The following is a 16,895-nucleotide window of genomic DNA, read 5'->3' on the forward strand; positions in this document are numbered from 1 at the left end:
ATGCGGGCGAGGTCGTCGGAGGTCACGATGCCGCGCGTCGCGTCGACCAGCCGCAGGTGCAGCGACAGCACATCGCAGGTCTCGAAGAAGGCGTCGCGCGATTCGGCGGCCTGGTGGCCGTCGGCGCGCGCCTTCTCGCGCGAGGCCTCGCTGCCCCACACCACCACCTGCATGCCGAAGGCGCGGCCGTAGCCGGCCACCAGCTGCCCGATCTTGCCGTAGCCCCACAGGCCGAGGGTCTTGCCCTTGAGCACCATGCCGAGGCTGAAGTTGGCCGGCATCGAGGCCGCCTTCAGGCCCGACTGCTGCCACGCGCCGTGCTTCAGGTTGCCGATGTACTGCGGCAGCCGGCGCATCGCCGACATGATCAGCGCCCAGGTCAGCTCGGCCGGCGCGACCGGCGAGCCGACGCCTTCGGCCACCGCGATGCCCAGGCGCGTGCAGGTCTCGAGGTCGATGTGCGAGCCGACGCGGCCGGTCTGCGAGATCAGCTTGAGCTTGGGCAGCTTTTCAAGCAGCTGGCGCGGGAACTGGGTGCGTTCGCGGATCAGCACCAGCACCTCGGCGTCGCGCAGGCGCACCGCCAGCTGGCCGATGCCCTTGACGGTGTTGGTGAACACCTTGGCATTCAAGTGCTCCAGGCGCCGGGCGCACCTGAGCTTGCGGACCGCATCTTGGTAGTCGTCGAGGATGATGATGTTCACGGCTTTGATTGTGCATGCTCGCCAGCAGGAAGCGGCGAGGACGGCTAGCATCCGGCCCCACACCCCTTCTCACACAACCCTCCGGAGACCGCAATGCCCCTCACCATGTACTCGGCCAGCGTGCCGATCTTCCTGCGCAGCCTCGACAACATCGGCAAGTGGCTGGACAAGGCCGAAGCCTGCGCGCAGGCGAAGAAGTTCGACGTCAGCGTGCTGCTCGGCACGCGCCTGGCGCCCGACATGCTGCCGTTCACACGGCAGGTGCAGCTGACCAGCGACGCAGCCAAGTTCGCCGCGGCCCGGCTGGCCGGCATCGAGGCGCCGAAGTTCGACGACGTGGAGACGACGCTGCCCGAGTTGCGCGAGCGCATCGCGAAGACGGTGGCTTTCCTGGAGTCCGTGCCGGCCGAGAAGATCATCGGCAGCGACGACCGGGATGTGACGATCCCGCGCCGCGACGGCCCGCTGACGCTGAAGGGCGAGGTCTACCTGCGCACCTTCGTGCTGCCGAACTTCTTCTTCCACGCGACGACGATCTATGCGCTGCTGCGCCACAACGGCGTCGAGTTGGGGAAGAGTGATTACCTCGGGCCGCTGGGCGGCTGAACCGGCAGGCCTACAGCGGTACGAATTCGGTGTCGCGGCCGGCCATCGGGAAGGCCGCGTCGAGCTGGCGGCGTACCGCCTTGCATCGCTCGGGCGGCAGCACGGCGAGCAGCGTTTCGCTCAGTTCGAGCAGCTCGCTGATGTCGCCCGCGATGCGCAGCTGGCGCTGCAGCAGCGCGGCCGAGGCGCCTTGCAGGCCCGAGGCCGATTCCATGAAGCACTGCTTCATCTCGACGAAGACGCGCCGTGCGGCCACACGGGCCAGTCGCTCATGGGGCATCCCGGGGATGTTCTGCAGCGCGGCGGCGTCGAGGTCGAACGAAAGGCGTGCGTTTTTCATGGCGATGGGCGTGTGACTCACGTGCATGGCTTTCGGCCGGTGCGCGCGCAGGTGTAGATCCGCTGGCATTCTGTGCAGGGCGCCGTGCCGCAGATCGCACGAAATGAGGCACTTCTGGCGGCTGTTCATCGGCCCGGCTGCGCCGCATGGCACCGAACACGAGGGAACGAACGATGAAATGGCTGAAGCGCGGGGCCCTCGGGCTGGTGATCGGGCTGTTGCTGGCGGTGGCCCTGCTGGGGCTGTATGCCTGGCGCACGCTGCCGCAGGTCGACGGCGGGCAGCGCGTCGACGGGCTGCGCGGCGAGGTGCGCATCGAGCGCGATGCGCAGGGCGTGCCGACCATCCACGCGGCGTCGCGCGAGGACGCGATGTTCGGCCTCGGCTTCGCCCATGCGCAGGACCGGCTGTGGCAGCTGGAGACGCACCGCCGCATCGGCGCCGGCCAGCTGGCCGAGGCGTTCGGCGAGCCGGCGCTCGAGACCGACCGCTTCCTGCGCGCCCTCGGCGTGCGCCGCGCCGCGCAGGCGCAGTGGGAGCGGGCCAGCCCGGCGGCGCGAGCCGCGCTCGAGGCCTACAGCGCCGGCATCAACGCCTGGCTGGCCGGTTCGCTGAAGGCGCGGCCGCCGGAGTTCGTGCTGCTCGGGCTGCAGCCGCAGCGCTGGACGCCGGTCGACAGCCTGGCCTGGGCGACGATGATGGCCTGGGACCTGGGCGGCAACTGGTCGACCGAGCTGCTGCGGATGCGGCTCGCGCTGAAGATGCCGGTCGAGCGCATCAACGAGCTGCTGCCGCCGTACCCCGGCGAGCCGCCGCTGGCGACGGCCGACTATGCGGCGCTGTTCCGCGGGCTGAAGGTGGACGGCACGCTCGGCCGCCAGGCGCTGCTGACGGCGCCTGAATCGGGCGTCGAGGGCGTCGGCTCCAACAACTGGGTGCTCGCCGGCTCGCACACCGAGAGCGGCAAGCCGCTGCTGGCCAACGACCCGCACCTGAAGCTCAGCGCGCCGTCGCTGTGGTACCTGGCGCGGCTCGATGCGCCCGGCTTCCACGTGGCCGGCGCGACGATGCCCGGCCTGCCGATCGTCGTGCTCGGCCAGAACGACCACATCGCCTGGGGCTTCACCAACACCGCGCCGGACGTGCAGGACCTCTACCTCGAACGCCTGCGCCCCGGCGACCCGACGCAGTACCAGACGCCCGATGGCTGGGCGGCGTTCGAGCGCACGACCGAGGTCATCCAGGTCAAGGGGCATCCCGACGTGACGGTGACCGTGCGCAGCAGCCGCCACGGGCCGGTGATCTCCGACGCGGGCGGCCCGACCGAGGGGCTGACCGGTGCGCCGAACGCGCCGGCCTATGCGCTGGCGATGCGCTGGACGGCCCTCGACGCCGACGCCGGGACGGCGGTCGATGCCGGCATCGGTTTCAACTCGGCGCGCTCGGTCGACGAGTTCATCGCGGCGTCGGCGGGCTACATCGCGCCGATGCAGAGCATGGTGGTGGCCGACACGCAGGGCCGCATCGCGATGGTGGCGCCCGGCCGCGTGCCGGTGCGCGGGCCCGGCCACGACCTGAAGGGGCTGGTGCCGGCACCGGGCTGGGAGGTGCGCTACGACTGGGTCGGCAGCGTGCCGGCCGGCGAGACGCCGCGCGAGATCGATCCGGCCCGCGGCTGGATCGCGACCGCGAACCAGCGCATCGTCGGCCCGGACTACCCKCATTTCCTGACCAGCGAGTGGGCGGTGCCGTACCGCCAGCAGCGCATCGAGCAGCTGTTGGCCGCGACGACCAAGCATTCGATCGCCAGCCTGCGGGCCATCCAGCGCGACCAGCTGTCGCTGGCGGCGCTGAAGCTGCTGCCGGTGCTGAAGCGCGCGGTGTCGCCCCACCCGCTGGCCGCGGCGGCGCAGCGTGAGTTGGCCTCGTTCGACGGCACGATGGCGGCCGACCGCGCGGCGCCGCTGATCCTGTCGGCCTGGGTGCGGCAGCTGACGCAGGCGGTGTTCAGCGACGAGCTCGGCGCCGCGCTGTACGAGCGGCAGCTCGGCAGCCGCAGCTTCCGCGAGGCGCTGGAAGGTGTGCTGGCGCGCCAGGACGGCTGGTGGTGCGATGACAAGGCGACGCCGGTGGTCGAGACCTGCGCGCAGCAGGTGGACGCGGCGTTCACGCGGGCGCTCGACGAGCTGCAGCAGTCGCAGGGCAGCGACGTGGCGAGCTGGCAATGGGGCCGGGCGCACCAGGCCCGGGCCGAGCACCGGCCGTTCAGCAAGGTGAAGGCGCTGGCACGCTGGTTCGAGCTGCGGGCGCCGGTGGGCGGCGACACCTACACCGTCAATGTGTCGCGTGTCGGCCTGCGGCCGGACGCGACGACCGGCGAGCTGTACCTGGCCGAGCACGGGCCGTCGCTGCGGGCGCTGTACGACCTGGGCGACCCGGCTCGCTCACGCTTCGTGCAGTCGAGCGGGCAATCGGGCATCGTGTTTTCGCCGCTGTACCGCAGCTTCGTCGAGCGCTGGGCGAAGGTGGATGACGTGCCGGTGTGGGGCACGCCGGCGGAGCACACGCTGGTGTTGTCGCCGCGCTGATCAGCGCTCCAACTGTGCGAGCTGGCCGACGATCTCCCGCGTGCTCATCAGCCGCACGCCCTGGGCGGCCAGCGCCTCGTTCTGGCGGGCGATGATCTCGTCGGCGCCCGAGGTGGCGTCGGGCCAGGTGCCGTGCGAGTCGCTCGCGAGGATCACGTCGTAGCCGAGCGCCAGCGCCGATTGCGAGGTGTGGGTGACGCAGACCTCGCTCTGCAGGCCGCACACCAGCAGCTGGTCGATGCATCGCCGTCACACCTGCCCAAACAGGGCCTTGCGCTGCGCGGTGTAGGCCCACCACGGCGCGGCGGGCGCGCCGCCCATGAAATCGGTGGCGGCCATGAAGGTGTCGAGCACGCACGGGTCGTGGCGCTGCCCGGTGATCGCGCACAGGCGCTGGTACAGCACGAAGGCATCCTTGCCGCGCAGGTCCTTCGGCTCCTGGATGCCGATCAGCCGCAGGTCGGCGGCCAGCGCGGGGCCGATGTTGGGCAGTTGCTCGAGCGCCTTGCACTCCGCGGCACTCGCCGCCTTGGGGGCCTTGATCACCACGGCGGCCTCCATCACAGCATGCTGTTGCGGATCAGGCCGACCGCCAACCCCTCGAGTTCGAAGTCGACATCGCCGAACGGCACGACGATGGGTTCGAAATCGGGGTTCTCCGGCAGCAGCTCGATGCTGGTGCGGGTGCGCTTGAAGCGCTTCACGGTGACCTCGTCGCCGAGCCGCGCGACGACGATCTGGCCGTTCTTCGCGTCCTTGGCCTTCTGCACCGCGAGCAGGTCGCCATCCATGATGCCGGCGTCGCGCATGCTCATGCCGCGCACCTTCAGCAGGAAATCGGGCCGGCGTGCGAACAGGCTGGCTTCCATCAGGTAGGTCTGGTCGATGTGCTCCTGCGCGAGGATCGGGCTGCCGGCCGCGACGCGCCCGACCAGCGGCAGTGTGAGCTGCGAGAGGCTGGGCAGCGGCAGGCTGAACTGCTTGCCGCGGCTCTGGTTCAGCGCGCGCAATGTGTCAGACTGCAGACGGATGCCGCGCGAGGTGCCGCCCACCAGCTCGATGACGCCCTTGCGGGCCAGCGCCTGCAGGTGTTCTTCGGCGGCGTTGGCCGACTTGAAGCCCAGCTCGTTCGCGATCTCGGCCCGGGTGGGCGGCGCACCGGTGCGCTCGATCGCGCTCTGCACCAGGTCGAGGATCTGCTGCTGGCGGTCGGTGAGCTTCGGGATTTCGTTCATCGCGGTGGGCCTCGGCTTGGTGAAATGGCGTGGACTGAACATCCATCCAGTGACTGTATTTTTATCCAGCTTCGTGAAAAATGCAAAGAACTGATCAGATCGTCGTCGTGCTCGGCACCGGCGGCACCATCGCCGGCACCTCGGCGGCCGCCGGCGACAACATCGGCTACACCGCGGCGCAGCTCGGCGTCGCGCAGCTCGTGAAGGCGGTACCGGCGCTGGCCGCGGTGCCGCTCGAGCCCGAGCAGGTCGCGCAGGTCGACAGCAAGGACATGAGCGCCGACGTGTGGCGCGCGCTGGTCAGGCGGCTGGCGCACCACCTGGCGCGGCCCGAGGTGGCGGGCGTGGTCGTCACGCATGGCACCGACACGCTGGAGGAGACCGCGTGGCTGCTGCAGCGCGTGCTCGCGCCGGCCAAGCCGGTGGTGCTGACGGCGGCGATGCGGCCCGCCACCTCGCTGCAGCCCGACGGGCCGCAGAACCTGCTCGATGCGGTCGCCGTTGCGCAGCACCCCGGCGCGCGCGGCGTGGTCGCGGTGCTCGGCGGCGTGGTGCATGGCGCGGCCGACGTGCGCAAGGTGCACACCTACCGCATCGAGGCCTTCGATTCGGGCGACGCCGGCCCGGTCGGCCGCATCGAGGAAGGGCGGCTGCGGCTGTTCCGTCCGTGGCCGGCGGGTGAGGCGTTGCCTGCGGCGCGGCTGGCCAGGCTGGTCGACGGCCCCGCGTGGCCGCGCGTCGACATCCTGCTCAGCCATGCGGGTGCCGATGGCGTGCTGGTCGATGCATTGATCGAGCGAGGCGCACGCGGCATCGTGGCCGCGGGCACCGGCCACGGCACGGTGCACCACGCGCTCGAAGCCGCGCTGCTGCGCGCGCAGTCGACCGGCGTGCGCGTGCTGCGCTGCAGCCGCGTGGCGGGCGGCCCGGTGTTCGCTCAGCCCGGCGATGTGTTGCCCGCCGGCGGCGAGCTGTCGCCGTACCAGGCCCGCATCGAGCTGCTGCTGCAACTGCTCGCGGAATGACAAACGGCCCGCGAAGGGCCGTTCTTCATCAGGCGCAGGCGGGGCTCAAGCGACGGTCAGCGTCACGTCGACGTTGCCGCGCGTCGCGTTCGAGTACGGGCAGATCTGGTGCGCCGTCTCGACGATCTGCTGCGCCACCGAGCGCTCGACGCCCGGCACGGTGATGGTCATCGCGACCTGGATGCCGAAGCCTTGCGGGATCGGGCCGATGCCGACGCTGGCGGCGATCGAGGTGTCGGCCGGCAGCGTGACCTTGTGCTTGCCGGCAGCCACCTTCATCGCGCCGATGAAGCAGGCCGAGTAGCCGGCGGCGAACAGCTGTTCGGGGTTGGTGCCGACGGCGCCGTTGCCGCCCAGTTCCTTCGGCGTGGTCAGGCGCAGGTCGAGCACGCCGTCCGACGACTTGGAGGTGCCTTCGCGGCCGCCGGTGGAGGTGGCGTGGGCGGTGTACAGGACTTTTTCGAGGGCCATGGTGTCTTCCTTCAGGTGGTGGGGTGGGTCAGGGGTAACAACAACGTTCACGCATGCGCCGCATCGGGCGCGTCATCGAGCAGTTGCTGGCGCAACTGCTGCAGGCGTTGGGTCAGGKCGGTCAGCTCGCCGATGCTGCAGCCGCTGGCCTGGGCCAGTTGGGCCGGCACGCCGCGCGCCTGCTGGCGCAGCGCGCGGCCCTCGGCCGTCAGGCTGACGATCACGCGGCGCTCGTCGTCGGCCGCGCGCCGGCGCTGCAGCCAGCCGGCCGCTTCCATGCGCTTGAGCAGCGGCGTCAGCGTGCCGGAGTCGAGGAACAGCCGCTCGCCGAGCTCGCCGACCGTCACCCCGTCACGCTCCCACAGCACCAGGAACGCCAGGTACTGCGGGTAGGTGAGGCCGAGCGGCGCCAGCAGCGGCTTGTACAGCTTGGTCATCGCGAGCGAGGTGGAATACAGCGCGAAGCAGACCTGGTTGTCGAGCTGCAGCCAGTCGACGCCGGCCGGCAGCGCGGGGGCGCCGGCGCTGCTGCGGTCCTGTCGACGGGGGCGGTGGATGCTTGCCATGGACGAGACTGTATTCTCAATCTGGCAATTGAATTGTGTGCAATATAAATCCCCGGCCGGCGGCAGGGGCATCGCCGTGCCGGCGCACCGGGTCGGATTGGCGCTATCGCGTCAATTGCGGGAAGGCGCGGTAGAGCGACAGCACGCCTTTCGCGGCCGCGAGCGTGCCGGCGGTGAGGCCCGACGGGGTCGGGTTCTCGCGCAGCTTCAGCGCGGCGCCGTAGACCTGGTCGAGCACCTTCGAGGCCACGCCCTGCGCTGCATCGGGCCGCGGCGTGCGCGCGCCCCTGCCGGGCACGGCGTTGCCGAGCGCGTTGGTGCCGCGGTCGCGCGCCCGGCTCGGTGCGCTCGTGCTGCCGCTGTCCTGCCGGGTGACGGTGGGCCGCGGTGCACGTTCGGCGGGCCCGTTGATTCCTTGGAGTGCCATCGCGATGCCTCAGACCTTCATGAACGTGAGGAAGTGGTCGGGCTCGCTGCTGCCGAGCACGGCGGCCGCCTTCTGCTGCTCCTCGCGCAGCAGGTAGCTCAACGGGCTCTCGACGCCGTCGGCGGGCCCGTCGATCTCCTGCGTCGTCGCCATCAGCAGCGTGATCGCGTCGGCCCGGAAGCTGTTGCGGTCGCCGCTGCGGCCCTGCATCAGCTCGTCGGTCACTTCGTCGATCAGTGCGCGAAAGCGCCCGAGCAGTGCCGGGTTCACCGTCGGCGCCGCGGCCGGCTCGGCCGCGCGGGCGGCGCCCTGGCGCTGTCCGGCACCGCCCGACAGGTCACCCGTTTGCGCTTTTTGAAGGGCCATCATGGGGACGAACGATAGGCCGTGCGCCGTTCGTCCCCGGCCACCGAACGGAAGCCGCGTGCGGTGGTGCGAAGCCGTGTCAGCCCAGCGCGTCGAGCTCGCCGGTGACCTCGAGCCAGCGGCCCTCGGCGCCCTCGAGCTCGTCCCCGAGCTGCTTGAGCCGCTTGCCCTGCTCGACGCGCTGTGCCGGGCTCAGGCCGGGCCGCGCCGAGGCTTCCTCGATGTTGGCCTTCTCCTGCGTCAGCGTCGCGATGCGCTTCTCGAGCGTCGCCAGTTCGGTGCGCAGCGGCCTGGTCTGCTCGGCGGCCTTCTGGCGTTGCTGGGCGCCGGCCTTGCGGTCGTCCTTGGCTGCTTTCGGGGCCGCGGCCGTGGCAGCGGCTTCCGCCTTCTCTGCCTTCTCTGCCTTCTTGGCCTTGACCTTCGCCGAACCCGCCTCGCGCGCGCCCTTCGCCATCTCGCGCGAGGTCTCGAGCAGCCACTTCTGGTAGTCGTCCAGGTCACCGTCGAACGGTTTCACTGCGCCGTCGCTGACCAGCCAGAACTCGTCGCACACCTCGCGCAGCAGCGCGCGATCGTGGCTGACCAGCATCACCGTGCCCTCGAACTCGTTGAGCGCCATCGACAGCGCCTCGCGCGTCGTCAGGTCGAGGTGGTTGGTCGGTTCGTCCAGCAGCAGCAGGTTGGGGCGCTGCCACACCAGCATCGCGAGCACCAGCCGTGCCTTCTCGCCGCCGCTCAGCGAGCCGACGGCCTGTGTGACCATGTCGCCGACGAAGCGGAACGAGCCGAGGAAGTCGCGCAGCTCCTGCTCGCGCGCCTGCGGGCCCACGTCGCGCGCGAGCCGCACCATGTGCATCAGCGGGCCGTCGTCGAGCGACAGCACGTCGAGCTCCTGCTGCGCGAAGTAGCCGATCGACAAGCCCTTGCCCTCGGTGACCTCGCCGGCCACCAGCGGGATCTCCTTCGCGATGGTCTTCACCAGCGTCGACTTGCCCTGGCCGTTGGCGCCGAGGATGCCGATGCGCTGGCCCGCCAGCACCGAGCGGTTCACGTTGCTGACGATCGGCACGCCGGCGTAGCCGCACGACATCACCGAGAACGCGAGCATCGGGTTGGGCAGCGAGACCGGCTCGCGGAACTCGAACTGGAAGTCGCTGCTGGTCAGCACCGGCCCGAGCTTCTCCATGCGCGCCAGTGCCTTCACGCGGCTCTGCGCCTGCTTGGCCTTGCTGGCCTTGGCCTTGAAGCGGTCGATGAACTTCTGCAGGTGGGCCATGCGCTCCTGCTGCTTCGCGAAGTTGGCCTGCGCCTGCATCATCCGCTCGGCGCGCATCTCCTCGAACGCGGTGTAGTTGCCGGTGTAGCGCGTGAGGCGCGTCTCGTCGAGGTGCAGCGTCACCCGGGTGATCGCGTCGAGGAATTCGCGGTCGTGGCTGATCACGATCATCGTGCCCTCGTAGCGCTGCAGCCAGGCTTCCAGCCACACCAGCGCGTCCAGGTCCAGGTGGTTGGTCGGCTCGTCGAGCAGCATCAGGTCGGCCGGGCACATCAGCGCGCGCGCCAGCTGCAACCGCATGCGCCAGCCGCCCGAAAAGCTGTTGACCGGCTCGTCGAGCTGGTCGACGCGGAAGCCCAGGCCCATCAGCAGCGCCTGCGCGCGCGGGCGGGCTTCGAAGCCGCCGGCCTCGGCGATCAGCTGGTGCGCCTCGGCCATCGCATGGCCGTCGTCGGCCGCCTCGGCCGCGGCCAGCGCAGCGTTCGCGGCGTTCAGCCGGGTGTCGCCCTCCAGCACGAAGTCGGTGGCCGGATCGTCGGTCTCCGGCATCGACTGCGCGACCTCGCCGACCAGCCAGCGCGGCGGGATGGCCACGTCGCCGGCGTCGGACTGCAGCCGGTGCGTCAGCAGCGAGAACAGCGAGGACTTGCCGGCACCGTTGCGCCCGACCAGGCCTACCTTCTCGCCGGGCTGCAGCGTGACGCTCGCGTCCTGCAGCACGACCTTGGTGCCGCGCCGCAGCGTGACGTTCTTGATGACAATCATGGGTAACTCACCAACGGGAAAGAAACATGGAAAAGCGCACCGACAGCGGCAAGAGCGAGGGCCTGACCACCCGGCTGCTGCACGCGGATCGCCGCGGCGGCGTCGAGCATGGTGCCACGCACAAGCCGTTGCACCCCTCGTCGGCCTTCGGTTACGAGACGGCGCGTGAACTGGTGTCGGTATTCCAGGGCGAACGCAGCGGGCACGTCTACGCGCGCCAGGGCAATCCGACCAACGTGGCGCTGGAAGCCAAGCTGACGATGCTGGAAGACGGCGTCGGCAGCGTCAGCTTCGCGACCGGCATGGCGGCGATCGCGTCGCTGATGCTTGCGCTGCTGAAGCGCGACGACCACATCGTCGCGAGCCGCTTCCTGTTCGGCAACACCGCCAGCCTGCTGAACACGCTGGAGGGCCTGGGCTGCGGGCTGACGCTGGTCGATGCGACCGACGCGGCAGACGTCGAACGGGCGATCACGCCGCGCACGCGCATGGTGTTCGTCGAGACGATCGCGAACCCCGGCACGCAGGTCGCCGACCTGGAGGCGATCGGCCGGCTGTGCGGCGAGCGCGGCCTGCTGTACGTGGTCGACAACACGATGACGACGCCCTACCTGTTCCGCCCGAAGGCCGTGGGCGCCGGGCTGGTCGTCAACTCGCTGACCAAGTCGATCGGCGGCCACGGCAACGCGCTGGGCGGCGCGGTCACCGACACCGGCGTGTTCGACTGGTCCCGCTTCGCCAACATCGCCGAGCCGTACAGGAAGGGCGACCCGCGCGGCTGGGGCCTGCTGCAGATCCGCAAGCGCGGCCTGCGCGACATCGGCGCGACGCTCGCGGCCGATGCGGCGCACCGCATCGCCACCGGCGCCGAGACGCTCGCGCTGCGCATGGACCGCGCCTGCGACAACGCGCTGCGCCTGGCCACCTGGCTGGCCGCGCAGCCGGGCGTCAAGCGCGTCAACCACCCCGGGCTCGAGACCCACCCGCAGCACGCCAACGCAAAGCGCTGGTTCAAGGCCGGCGGCACGCTGATGAGCTTCGAGCTCGACGATGCGCGCGACTGCCTGGCCTTCCTCGATGCGCTGCAGGTGGTGATCAAGTCGAGCCACCTGGGCGACAACCGCACGCTCGCGATCCCCGTCGCGCACACCATCTTCTGGGAGATGGGCGCGCAGCGGCGGCAAGCGATGGGCATCGCGGATTCGCTGATCCGCGTGTCGGTGGGGATTGAGGATCATGAAGACCTGCGCGCCGACTTCGAACGGGCGCTCGCGGCCGGTTAGCGGTTCCAGCGGGCCAGTGCCTCGCGGGTGACGAGCAAGACCTGGTCGTCGCCGGCGCTGGTGTCGAGCCACGCCACTTCGAGCTTGCGGAACGCATGCTCGAAGTGCGGGCGCTCGTTGCCGATCTCCAGCAGCAGCACCGCCTCGGGCGTCATCTTCGCCGGCGCGTCGCGCAGGATGCGGCGCACCAGGTTCATGCCGTCGTCGCCGCCGGCCAGCGCGAGGGCAGGCTCGTGGCGGTACTCCTCGGGCAGCGCCGCCATGCTGGTGCTGTTGACGTAGGGCGGGTTGCACAGGATCAGGTCGTACGGCCCGCCGACGCTTGCGAGCAGGTCCGACTGCAGCAGCGTGATGCGCTTGCCGAGCTTGTGCTTGTCGACGTTGATGCGGGCCACCGCCAGCGCGTCGTCGGAGAGGTCGGCCGCATCGACCACCACATCGGGGTAGGCCAGCGCGGCGATCACCGCCAGGCTGCCGTTGCCGGTGCACAGGTCGAGCACCGTGTGCGTCTGGTCGGACAGCCAGGCGTCGAGCGTGCCTTCGCCCTCGCCGTCGACCAGCAGTTCGGCRATGAACGAGCGCGGCACGATGCTGCGCTCGTCGATGTAGAACGGCACGTTCTGCAGCCACGCTTCGCGGGTCAGGTAGGCGGCCGGGCGGCGCGAGCGGATGCGCTCGTCGACCAGCGCGAGCGCGGTGGCTTCTTCCTCGGCCGACAGCTCGCGCTGCGCCTGTTCTTCCAGCGCGTCGAGCGGCATGCCGAGCGCCCACAGCACCAGCCAGGCCGATTCGTCGAACGCGTTGGTGGTGCCGTGCCCAAACGAAACGCCCGCCGTCTTGAGGCGGGCGCTCTGCGCGGTGATGAGATCGATCAACTTCATRGCAACAAGCCTTCAAGCGTCCTGCGGTAGATGTTCTTCAGCGGGTCGAGGCTCGCGACCTCGACGTTCTCGTCGATCTTGTGGATGCTGGCGTTCAGCGGCCCGAACTCGACGACCTGCGGGCAGATCTTCGAGATGAAGCGGCCGTCGGAGGTGCCGCCGGTGGTCGACAGCTCGGTGCGCACGCCGGTCTCGGCGAGGATGGCGGCGCCGATCGCCTCGCTCAGCGCGCCGATCGGCGTCAGGAACGGCTCGCCGCCGAGCGTCCACGCGAGGTCGTAGCGCAGGCCGTGCGCATCGAGCACGGCGTGCAGGCGCGACTTCAGCGCGTCGGGCGTCGATTCGGTCGAGAAGCGGAAGTTGAAGTCGATCACCACCTGGCCGGGAATCACGTTGGTCGCGCCGGTGCCGCCGTGGATGTTCGACACCTGCCAGCTGGTGGCCGGGAAGTAGCGGTTGCCGCGGTCCCATTCGACCGTGGTCAGCGCCGCCAGCGCCGGGGCGACGCGGTGGATCGGGTTGTCGGCTAGCTGCGGGTAGGCGATGTGGCCTTGCACGCCGTGCACCGTCAGCTTGCCCGACAGCGTGCCGCGCCGGCCGTTCTTGATCATGTCGCCGAGCGTGTCGACCGAGGTCGGCTCGCCGACGATGCAATAGTCGATGCGCTCGCCGCGTTGCTTCAGCAGCTCGCAGACCTTGACCGTGCCGTCGACCGACGGGCCTTCCTCGTCGCTGGTGATCAGCAGCGCGATGCTGCCGCAGCGCTCGCCGTGCGTCGCGACGAACTCCTCGATCGCGACCACCATCGCGGCGATCGAGGTCTTCATGTCGGCCGCGCCGCGCCCGTAGAGCTTGCCGTCGCGGTGCGTCGGCACGAACGGATCGCTCTGCCACTGCGCGAGCGGGCCGGTGGGCACCACGTCGGTGTGGCCGGCGAACATCAGCAGCTTGCCGCCGCTTTTGCCGGATCCCTGGCCACGGCGCACCGCCCACAGGTTGGTGACGCGGAAATCGGCCGGGCCGCTCTCGATCGTCTCGCACTCGAAGCCGAGCGGCGCGAGCCGTTCGATGAGCAGCGCCTGGCAGCCGCCGTCGTCGGGGGTGACGGAGCGGCGGCTGATCAGGGCCTCGGTGAGCTGCAGGGTCGCGAACATCGGGAATCAGGAACGGAGATCAGAAGCGAGTCGAAAACCCGGTGTTGCGGTCGTCGTGCACGTCCAGCGTGATCTCGGTGAAGGTCGGCTGGTCGTCGGTCTCTTCCTTCTTCGGGACCTGGCGCGACACCGGTTCGGTGTCGTTCGCCAGGCGCCACATCAGGTTGGTCGGCGAGTCGGAGAACGCGAGGCCCTCGTCGCGCGTGATCACGCCTTCGGTGATCAGGCGGGCGAGGTCGGACTCGAAGCTCTGCGAGCCTTCGGCCATCGATTTCTCCATCGCTTCCTTGACGCCGTTGAAGTCGCCCTGCTCGATCAGCTCGGACACGAGCTTGGTGTTCAGCAGCACCTCGACGGCCGGGCGGCGCCCGCCGGCGGTCGCGCGCACCAGCCGCTGCGAGACGACCGCGCGCAGGCCGGCGGCCAGGTCGGCCAGCAGCGCGGGGCGCGATTCGGGCGAGTAGAACGACAGGATCCGGCCGAGCGCGTGGTAGCTGTTGTTCGCGTGCAGCGTCGACACCACCAGGTGGCCCGACAGCGCGTACGAGATCGCCATCGTCATCGTCTCGCGGTCGCGGATCTCGCCGATGTAGATGCAGTCGGGGGCCTGGCGCAGCGCGTTCTTCAGCGCGACCTGCAGCGATTGCGTGTCGCGGCCGACCTCGCGCTGGTTCACGACCGAGCGCTTGTTGCTGAACATGAACTCGATCGGGTCCTCGATGGTCAGGATGTGGCCGGCCATCTGCTGGTTGCGCTGTTCCAGCATCGACGCGAGCGTGGTGCTCTTGCCGGTGCCGGTGGCGCCCACCATCAGGATCAGGCCGCGCTTCTCGAGCACCAGCGTGTTCAGCACCTGCGGCAGGTTCAGGGTGCCGAGTGCCGGGATGTCGTGCGGGATGCAGCGGAACACCGCGGCGATCGAGCCGCGCTGGCGGAACGCGCTGAGCCGGAAGCTGCCGACGCCCGACAGCCCGATGCCCACGTTCAGCTCGCCGGTGTCTTCCAGGTCTTCGAGCTGGGTCGGCGTGAGCAGCTCGGCCAGCAGCTGGCGGGGCTGGGTGGCGGTGAGCGGCTGGTCGCTCAGCTGCAGGATCTGGCCGTTGATCTTGATCAGGATCGGCGTGTTGGCCGACAGGTAGACGTCGGAGGCGCCCTTGTCGGCCATCAGCCGCAGCACGCGTTCCATGTTGCCGCCGTTGGAGGCTGCTGTCATCGCTGTGTCCTTTCGGGACCTTGTTGAACGGAAGAAGGCATCATGGCACGCCGGCCGGCGGGTTCAGGGGTCAGGCGCGCAACAGTTCGTTGATGCTGGTTTTCGCGCGGGTTTGCGCGTCGACGCGCTTGACGATGACGGCGCAGTACAGGCTGTACTTGCCGTCGGCGCTGGGCAGGTTGCCGCTGACCACCACCGAGCCGGCCGGGATGCGGCCATAGGTGACTTCGCCGGTCGCGCGGTCGTAGATCTTGGTGCTCTGGCCGATGTAGACGCCCATCGAGATGACCGAGTTCTCCTCGACGATCACGCCTTCGACCACCTCGGAGCGGGCGCCGATGAAGCAGTTGTCCTCGATGATGGTCGGGTTGGCCTGCAGCGGCTCCAGCACGCCGCCGATGCCGACGCCGCCCGACAGGTGCACGTTCTTGCCGATCTGGGCGCACGAGCCGACGGTGGCCCAGGTGTCGACCATCGTGCCTTCGTCGACGTAGGCGCCGATGTTGACGTACGACGGCATCAGGATCACGTTCTTCGCGAGGTAGCTGCCGTGGCGCGCGACGGCCGGCGGCACCACGCGCACGCCGGCGGCACGCACTTCCTCATCGCTGATGTGCGAGAACTTGGTCTTGACCTTGTCGAAGAAGGTCAGTTCGCCGGCATGCATCAGTTGGTTGTCGTTCAGGCGGAACGACAGCAGCACCGCCTTCTTGACCCACTGGTTGACCTTCCACTGGCCGACGCTCTCGCGCTCGGCGACGCGGATGCGGCCCTTGTTCAGGTCGGCGATCACCGATTCGACGGCCTCGCGCACTTCGGGCGAGTTGACGGCATTGATCTGGGCGCGGCCTTCCCAGGCGAGGTCGATGATGCTTTGCAGTTGCTGTTGGCTCATGGGGTTCTCGGGGTCAGACGGACTTGACGAAGGAAACGATGCGTTCTGCGGCGGCCAGGCATTCCTCGACCTCGGCCACCAGGGCCAGGCGGATGCGGCCTGCGCCAGGGTTCACGCCCTGTGCCTCGCGCGCCAGCAGGCTGCCGGGCAGCACCGCGACATTGTATTGAGCCAGCAGGCCGCGGGCGAAGGCCACGTCGTCGCCTCCGGGCACGGCGGCCCACAGGTAGAAGCCGGCATCGGGCAGGCGCACGTCGAGCACCTCGGCGAGCAGCGGCGTGACCTGTGCGAACTTGCGGCGGTATTGGTCGCGGTTGTCGACCACGTGGGCCTCGTCGCGCCAGGCGGCGATGCTGGCCTGCTGCACCATCGGGCTCATCGCGCTGCCGTGGTAGGTGCGGTACAGCAGGAACTGCTTCAGCACGGCGGCGTCGCCGGCCACGAAGCCGGAGCGCATGCCGGGCACGTTGGATCGCTTGGAGAGGCTGGTGAACACGACAAGGTTGCGGAAGTCAGCCCGGCCGAGCTGTTTCGCGGCATCGAGTGCGCCGAGCGGCGGGTCTTCGCGGAAGTAGATCTCGGAGTAGCACTCGTCGGAGGCGATCACGAAGCCGAAGCGCTCGCTGAGCTCGAAGAGGCGCCGCCACTCGTCGAGCGGCATCACCGCGCCGGTCGGGTTGCCCGGCGAGCAGACGTACAGCAGCTGGGTGCGCGCCCAGACCTCGTCGGGCACCTGGGCCCAGTCGGCCGCGAAGTTGCGGGCCGGGTCGCTGTTGGCGAAGAAGGTCTGCGCGCCGGCCAGCAGCGCTGCGCCTTCGTAGATCTGGTAGAACGGATTCGGGCAGACAACGGTGGCACCGAGCCGGGTCGGATCGACGAGGGTCTGGGCCAGTGCGAACAGGGCTTCACGCGAGCCGTTGACCGGCAGCACCTGCGTAGCGGCATCGAGCCTGACGCCGTAGCGGCGCTCGACCCAATCGGCGCAGGCCTGGCGCAGCGCGATGTCGCCGGCGGTGGCGGGGTAGCTGGCGAGGCCGGAGAAACTGGCCGACAGCGCATCGAGGATCAGTTTCGGTGTCGCGTGGCGGGGCTCGCCGATG

General features: G+C 69.8%; 19 protein-coding genes. 4 read left to right on the plus strand and 15 right to left on the minus strand.

The window, feature by feature from the left end; translation table 11 throughout:
• Positions 1–704, minus strand: a 704-nt coding sequence (locus AC1D12_RS06845; RefSeq protein WP_477839534.1) for an NAD(P)-dependent oxidoreductase, incomplete at its 3' end; no start/stop codon positions are given.
• A gap of 93 nt (positions 705–797) precedes the next feature.
• On the opposite strand from AC1D12_RS06845, the gene AC1D12_RS06850 reads away from it, so the two are divergent.
• The gene (locus tag AC1D12_RS06850) at positions 798–1,310 is read left to right on the plus strand and encodes a DUF1993 domain-containing protein (RefSeq protein ID WP_047513318.1); all 513 of its coding nucleotides are present in this window, start codon (positions 798–800) and stop codon (positions 1,308–1,310) included.
• Positions 1,311–1,320: 10 nt separating this feature from the next.
• Here the strand turns inward: AC1D12_RS06850 and AC1D12_RS06855 are convergent, their stop codons facing one another.
• A complete protein-coding gene (locus AC1D12_RS06855; RefSeq protein ID WP_477839536.1) occupies positions 1,321–1,779 on the minus strand; it encodes a hypothetical protein in 459 nt (152 codons plus the stop codon).
• A 44-nt stretch (positions 1,780–1,823) separates the two neighbouring features.
• Here AC1D12_RS06855 and AC1D12_RS06860 point away from each other — a divergent pair, with 44 nt between their 5' ends.
• Positions 1,824–4,238 (plus strand): penicillin acylase family protein, encoded by a 2,415-nt coding sequence (locus AC1D12_RS06860; RefSeq protein WP_477839538.1) that lies wholly within the window; start codon positions 1,824–1,826, stop codon positions 4,236–4,238.
• Here the strand turns inward: AC1D12_RS06860 and AC1D12_RS06865 are convergent, their stop codons facing one another.
• From AC1D12_RS06865 to lexA, 3 genes are read right to left on the minus strand one after another with little or no spacing between them, the layout of a single operon-like run.
• The gene (locus tag AC1D12_RS06865; RefSeq protein WP_477828165.1) at positions 4,239–4,478 is read right to left on the minus strand and encodes an isochorismatase family protein; all 240 of its coding nucleotides are present in this window, start codon (positions 4,476–4,478) and stop codon (positions 4,239–4,241) included. It lies immediately after the preceding gene.
• A gap of 9 nt (positions 4,479–4,487) precedes the next feature.
• Complete coding sequence (locus AC1D12_RS06870; protein ID WP_477828163.1) at positions 4,488–4,799, minus strand: helix-hairpin-helix domain-containing protein; 312 nt, start codon at positions 4,797–4,799, stop codon at positions 4,488–4,490.
• Positions 4,799–5,473, minus strand: a complete 675-nt coding sequence (lexA, locus tag AC1D12_RS06875; RefSeq protein ID WP_047513310.1) for a transcriptional repressor LexA — start codon at positions 5,471–5,473, stop codon at positions 4,799–4,801. The genes AC1D12_RS06870 and lexA overlap by 1 nt, the downstream gene beginning before the upstream one ends.
• Before the next feature lie 80 nt (positions 5,474–5,553).
• On the opposite strand from lexA, the gene AC1D12_RS06880 reads away from it, so the two are divergent.
• Positions 5,554–6,498, plus strand: a complete 945-nt coding sequence (locus tag AC1D12_RS06880; RefSeq protein ID WP_477828997.1) for an asparaginase — start codon at positions 5,554–5,556, stop codon at positions 6,496–6,498.
• A 45-nt stretch (positions 6,499–6,543) separates the two neighbouring features.
• Here AC1D12_RS06880 and AC1D12_RS06885 read toward each other — a convergent pair whose 3' ends face one another.
• From AC1D12_RS06885 to AC1D12_RS06905, 5 genes are all read right to left on the minus strand, one after another.
• On the minus strand, positions 6,544–6,969 hold the full coding sequence (locus tag AC1D12_RS06885; protein WP_047513304.1) for an organic hydroperoxide resistance protein: 426 nt from the start codon (positions 6,967–6,969) through the stop codon (positions 6,544–6,546).
• 47 nt (positions 6,970–7,016) lie between these two features.
• A complete protein-coding gene (locus AC1D12_RS06890; RefSeq protein ID WP_477839540.1) occupies positions 7,017–7,535 on the minus strand; it encodes a MarR family winged helix-turn-helix transcriptional regulator in 519 nt (172 codons plus the stop codon).
• 103 nt (positions 7,536–7,638) lie between these two features.
• A complete protein-coding gene (locus AC1D12_RS06895) occupies positions 7,639–7,962 on the minus strand; it encodes a hypothetical protein (protein ID WP_477839542.1) in 324 nt (107 codons plus the stop codon).
• A 9-nt stretch (positions 7,963–7,971) separates the two neighbouring features.
• Complete coding sequence (locus tag AC1D12_RS06900; protein WP_465111677.1) at positions 7,972–8,328, minus strand: hypothetical protein; 357 nt, start codon at positions 8,326–8,328, stop codon at positions 7,972–7,974.
• 79 nt (positions 8,329–8,407) lie between these two features.
• Positions 8,408–10,369 (minus strand): ABC-F family ATP-binding cassette domain-containing protein, encoded by a 1,962-nt coding sequence (locus AC1D12_RS06905; protein WP_477839544.1) that lies wholly within the window; start codon positions 10,367–10,369, stop codon positions 8,408–8,410.
• Positions 10,370–10,395: 26 nt separating this feature from the next.
• Between AC1D12_RS06905 and AC1D12_RS06910 the strand changes: the two genes are divergently transcribed.
• Positions 10,396–11,652 carry a cystathionine gamma-synthase family protein gene (locus AC1D12_RS06910; RefSeq protein WP_477839546.1) on the plus strand — a complete coding sequence of 419 codons (1,257 nt, stop codon included), beginning with the start codon at positions 10,396–10,398 and terminating at the stop codon, positions 11,650–11,652.
• On the opposite strand, the gene prmB is transcribed toward AC1D12_RS06910, so the two are convergent.
• From prmB to dapC, 5 genes are all read right to left on the minus strand, one after another.
• Complete coding sequence (gene prmB, locus AC1D12_RS06915; protein WP_477839548.1) at positions 11,649–12,533, minus strand: 50S ribosomal protein L3 N(5)-glutamine methyltransferase; 885 nt, start codon at positions 12,531–12,533, stop codon at positions 11,649–11,651. The two genes, AC1D12_RS06910 and prmB, sit on opposite strands and share 4 nt — an antisense overlap.
• Positions 12,530–13,687: a succinyl-diaminopimelate desuccinylase gene (gene dapE, locus AC1D12_RS06920; RefSeq protein WP_477839550.1), complete on the minus strand. Its 1,158-nt coding sequence runs from the start codon at positions 13,685–13,687 to the stop codon at positions 12,530–12,532. Before dapE ends, prmB begins: the two co-directional genes overlap by 4 nt.
• Positions 13,688–13,706: 19 nt before the next feature.
• A complete protein-coding gene (locus AC1D12_RS06925) occupies positions 13,707–14,900 on the minus strand; it encodes a PilT/PilU family type 4a pilus ATPase (protein ID WP_047513281.1) in 1,194 nt (397 codons plus the stop codon).
• Between the two features lie 70 nt (positions 14,901–14,970).
• Entirely contained in the window at positions 14,971–15,795 is an 825-nt protein-coding gene (gene dapD / locus AC1D12_RS06930; protein WP_047513279.1) for a 2,3,4,5-tetrahydropyridine-2,6-dicarboxylate N-succinyltransferase, read from the minus strand.
• A 13-nt stretch (positions 15,796–15,808) separates the two neighbouring features.
• On the minus strand, positions 15,809–16,895 hold a 1,087-nt coding region (dapC, locus tag AC1D12_RS06935), incomplete at its 5' end, for a succinyldiaminopimelate transaminase (RefSeq protein ID WP_477839553.1).

It is taken from the genome of Rhizobacter sp. P1_G5, from assembly GCF_056405435.1.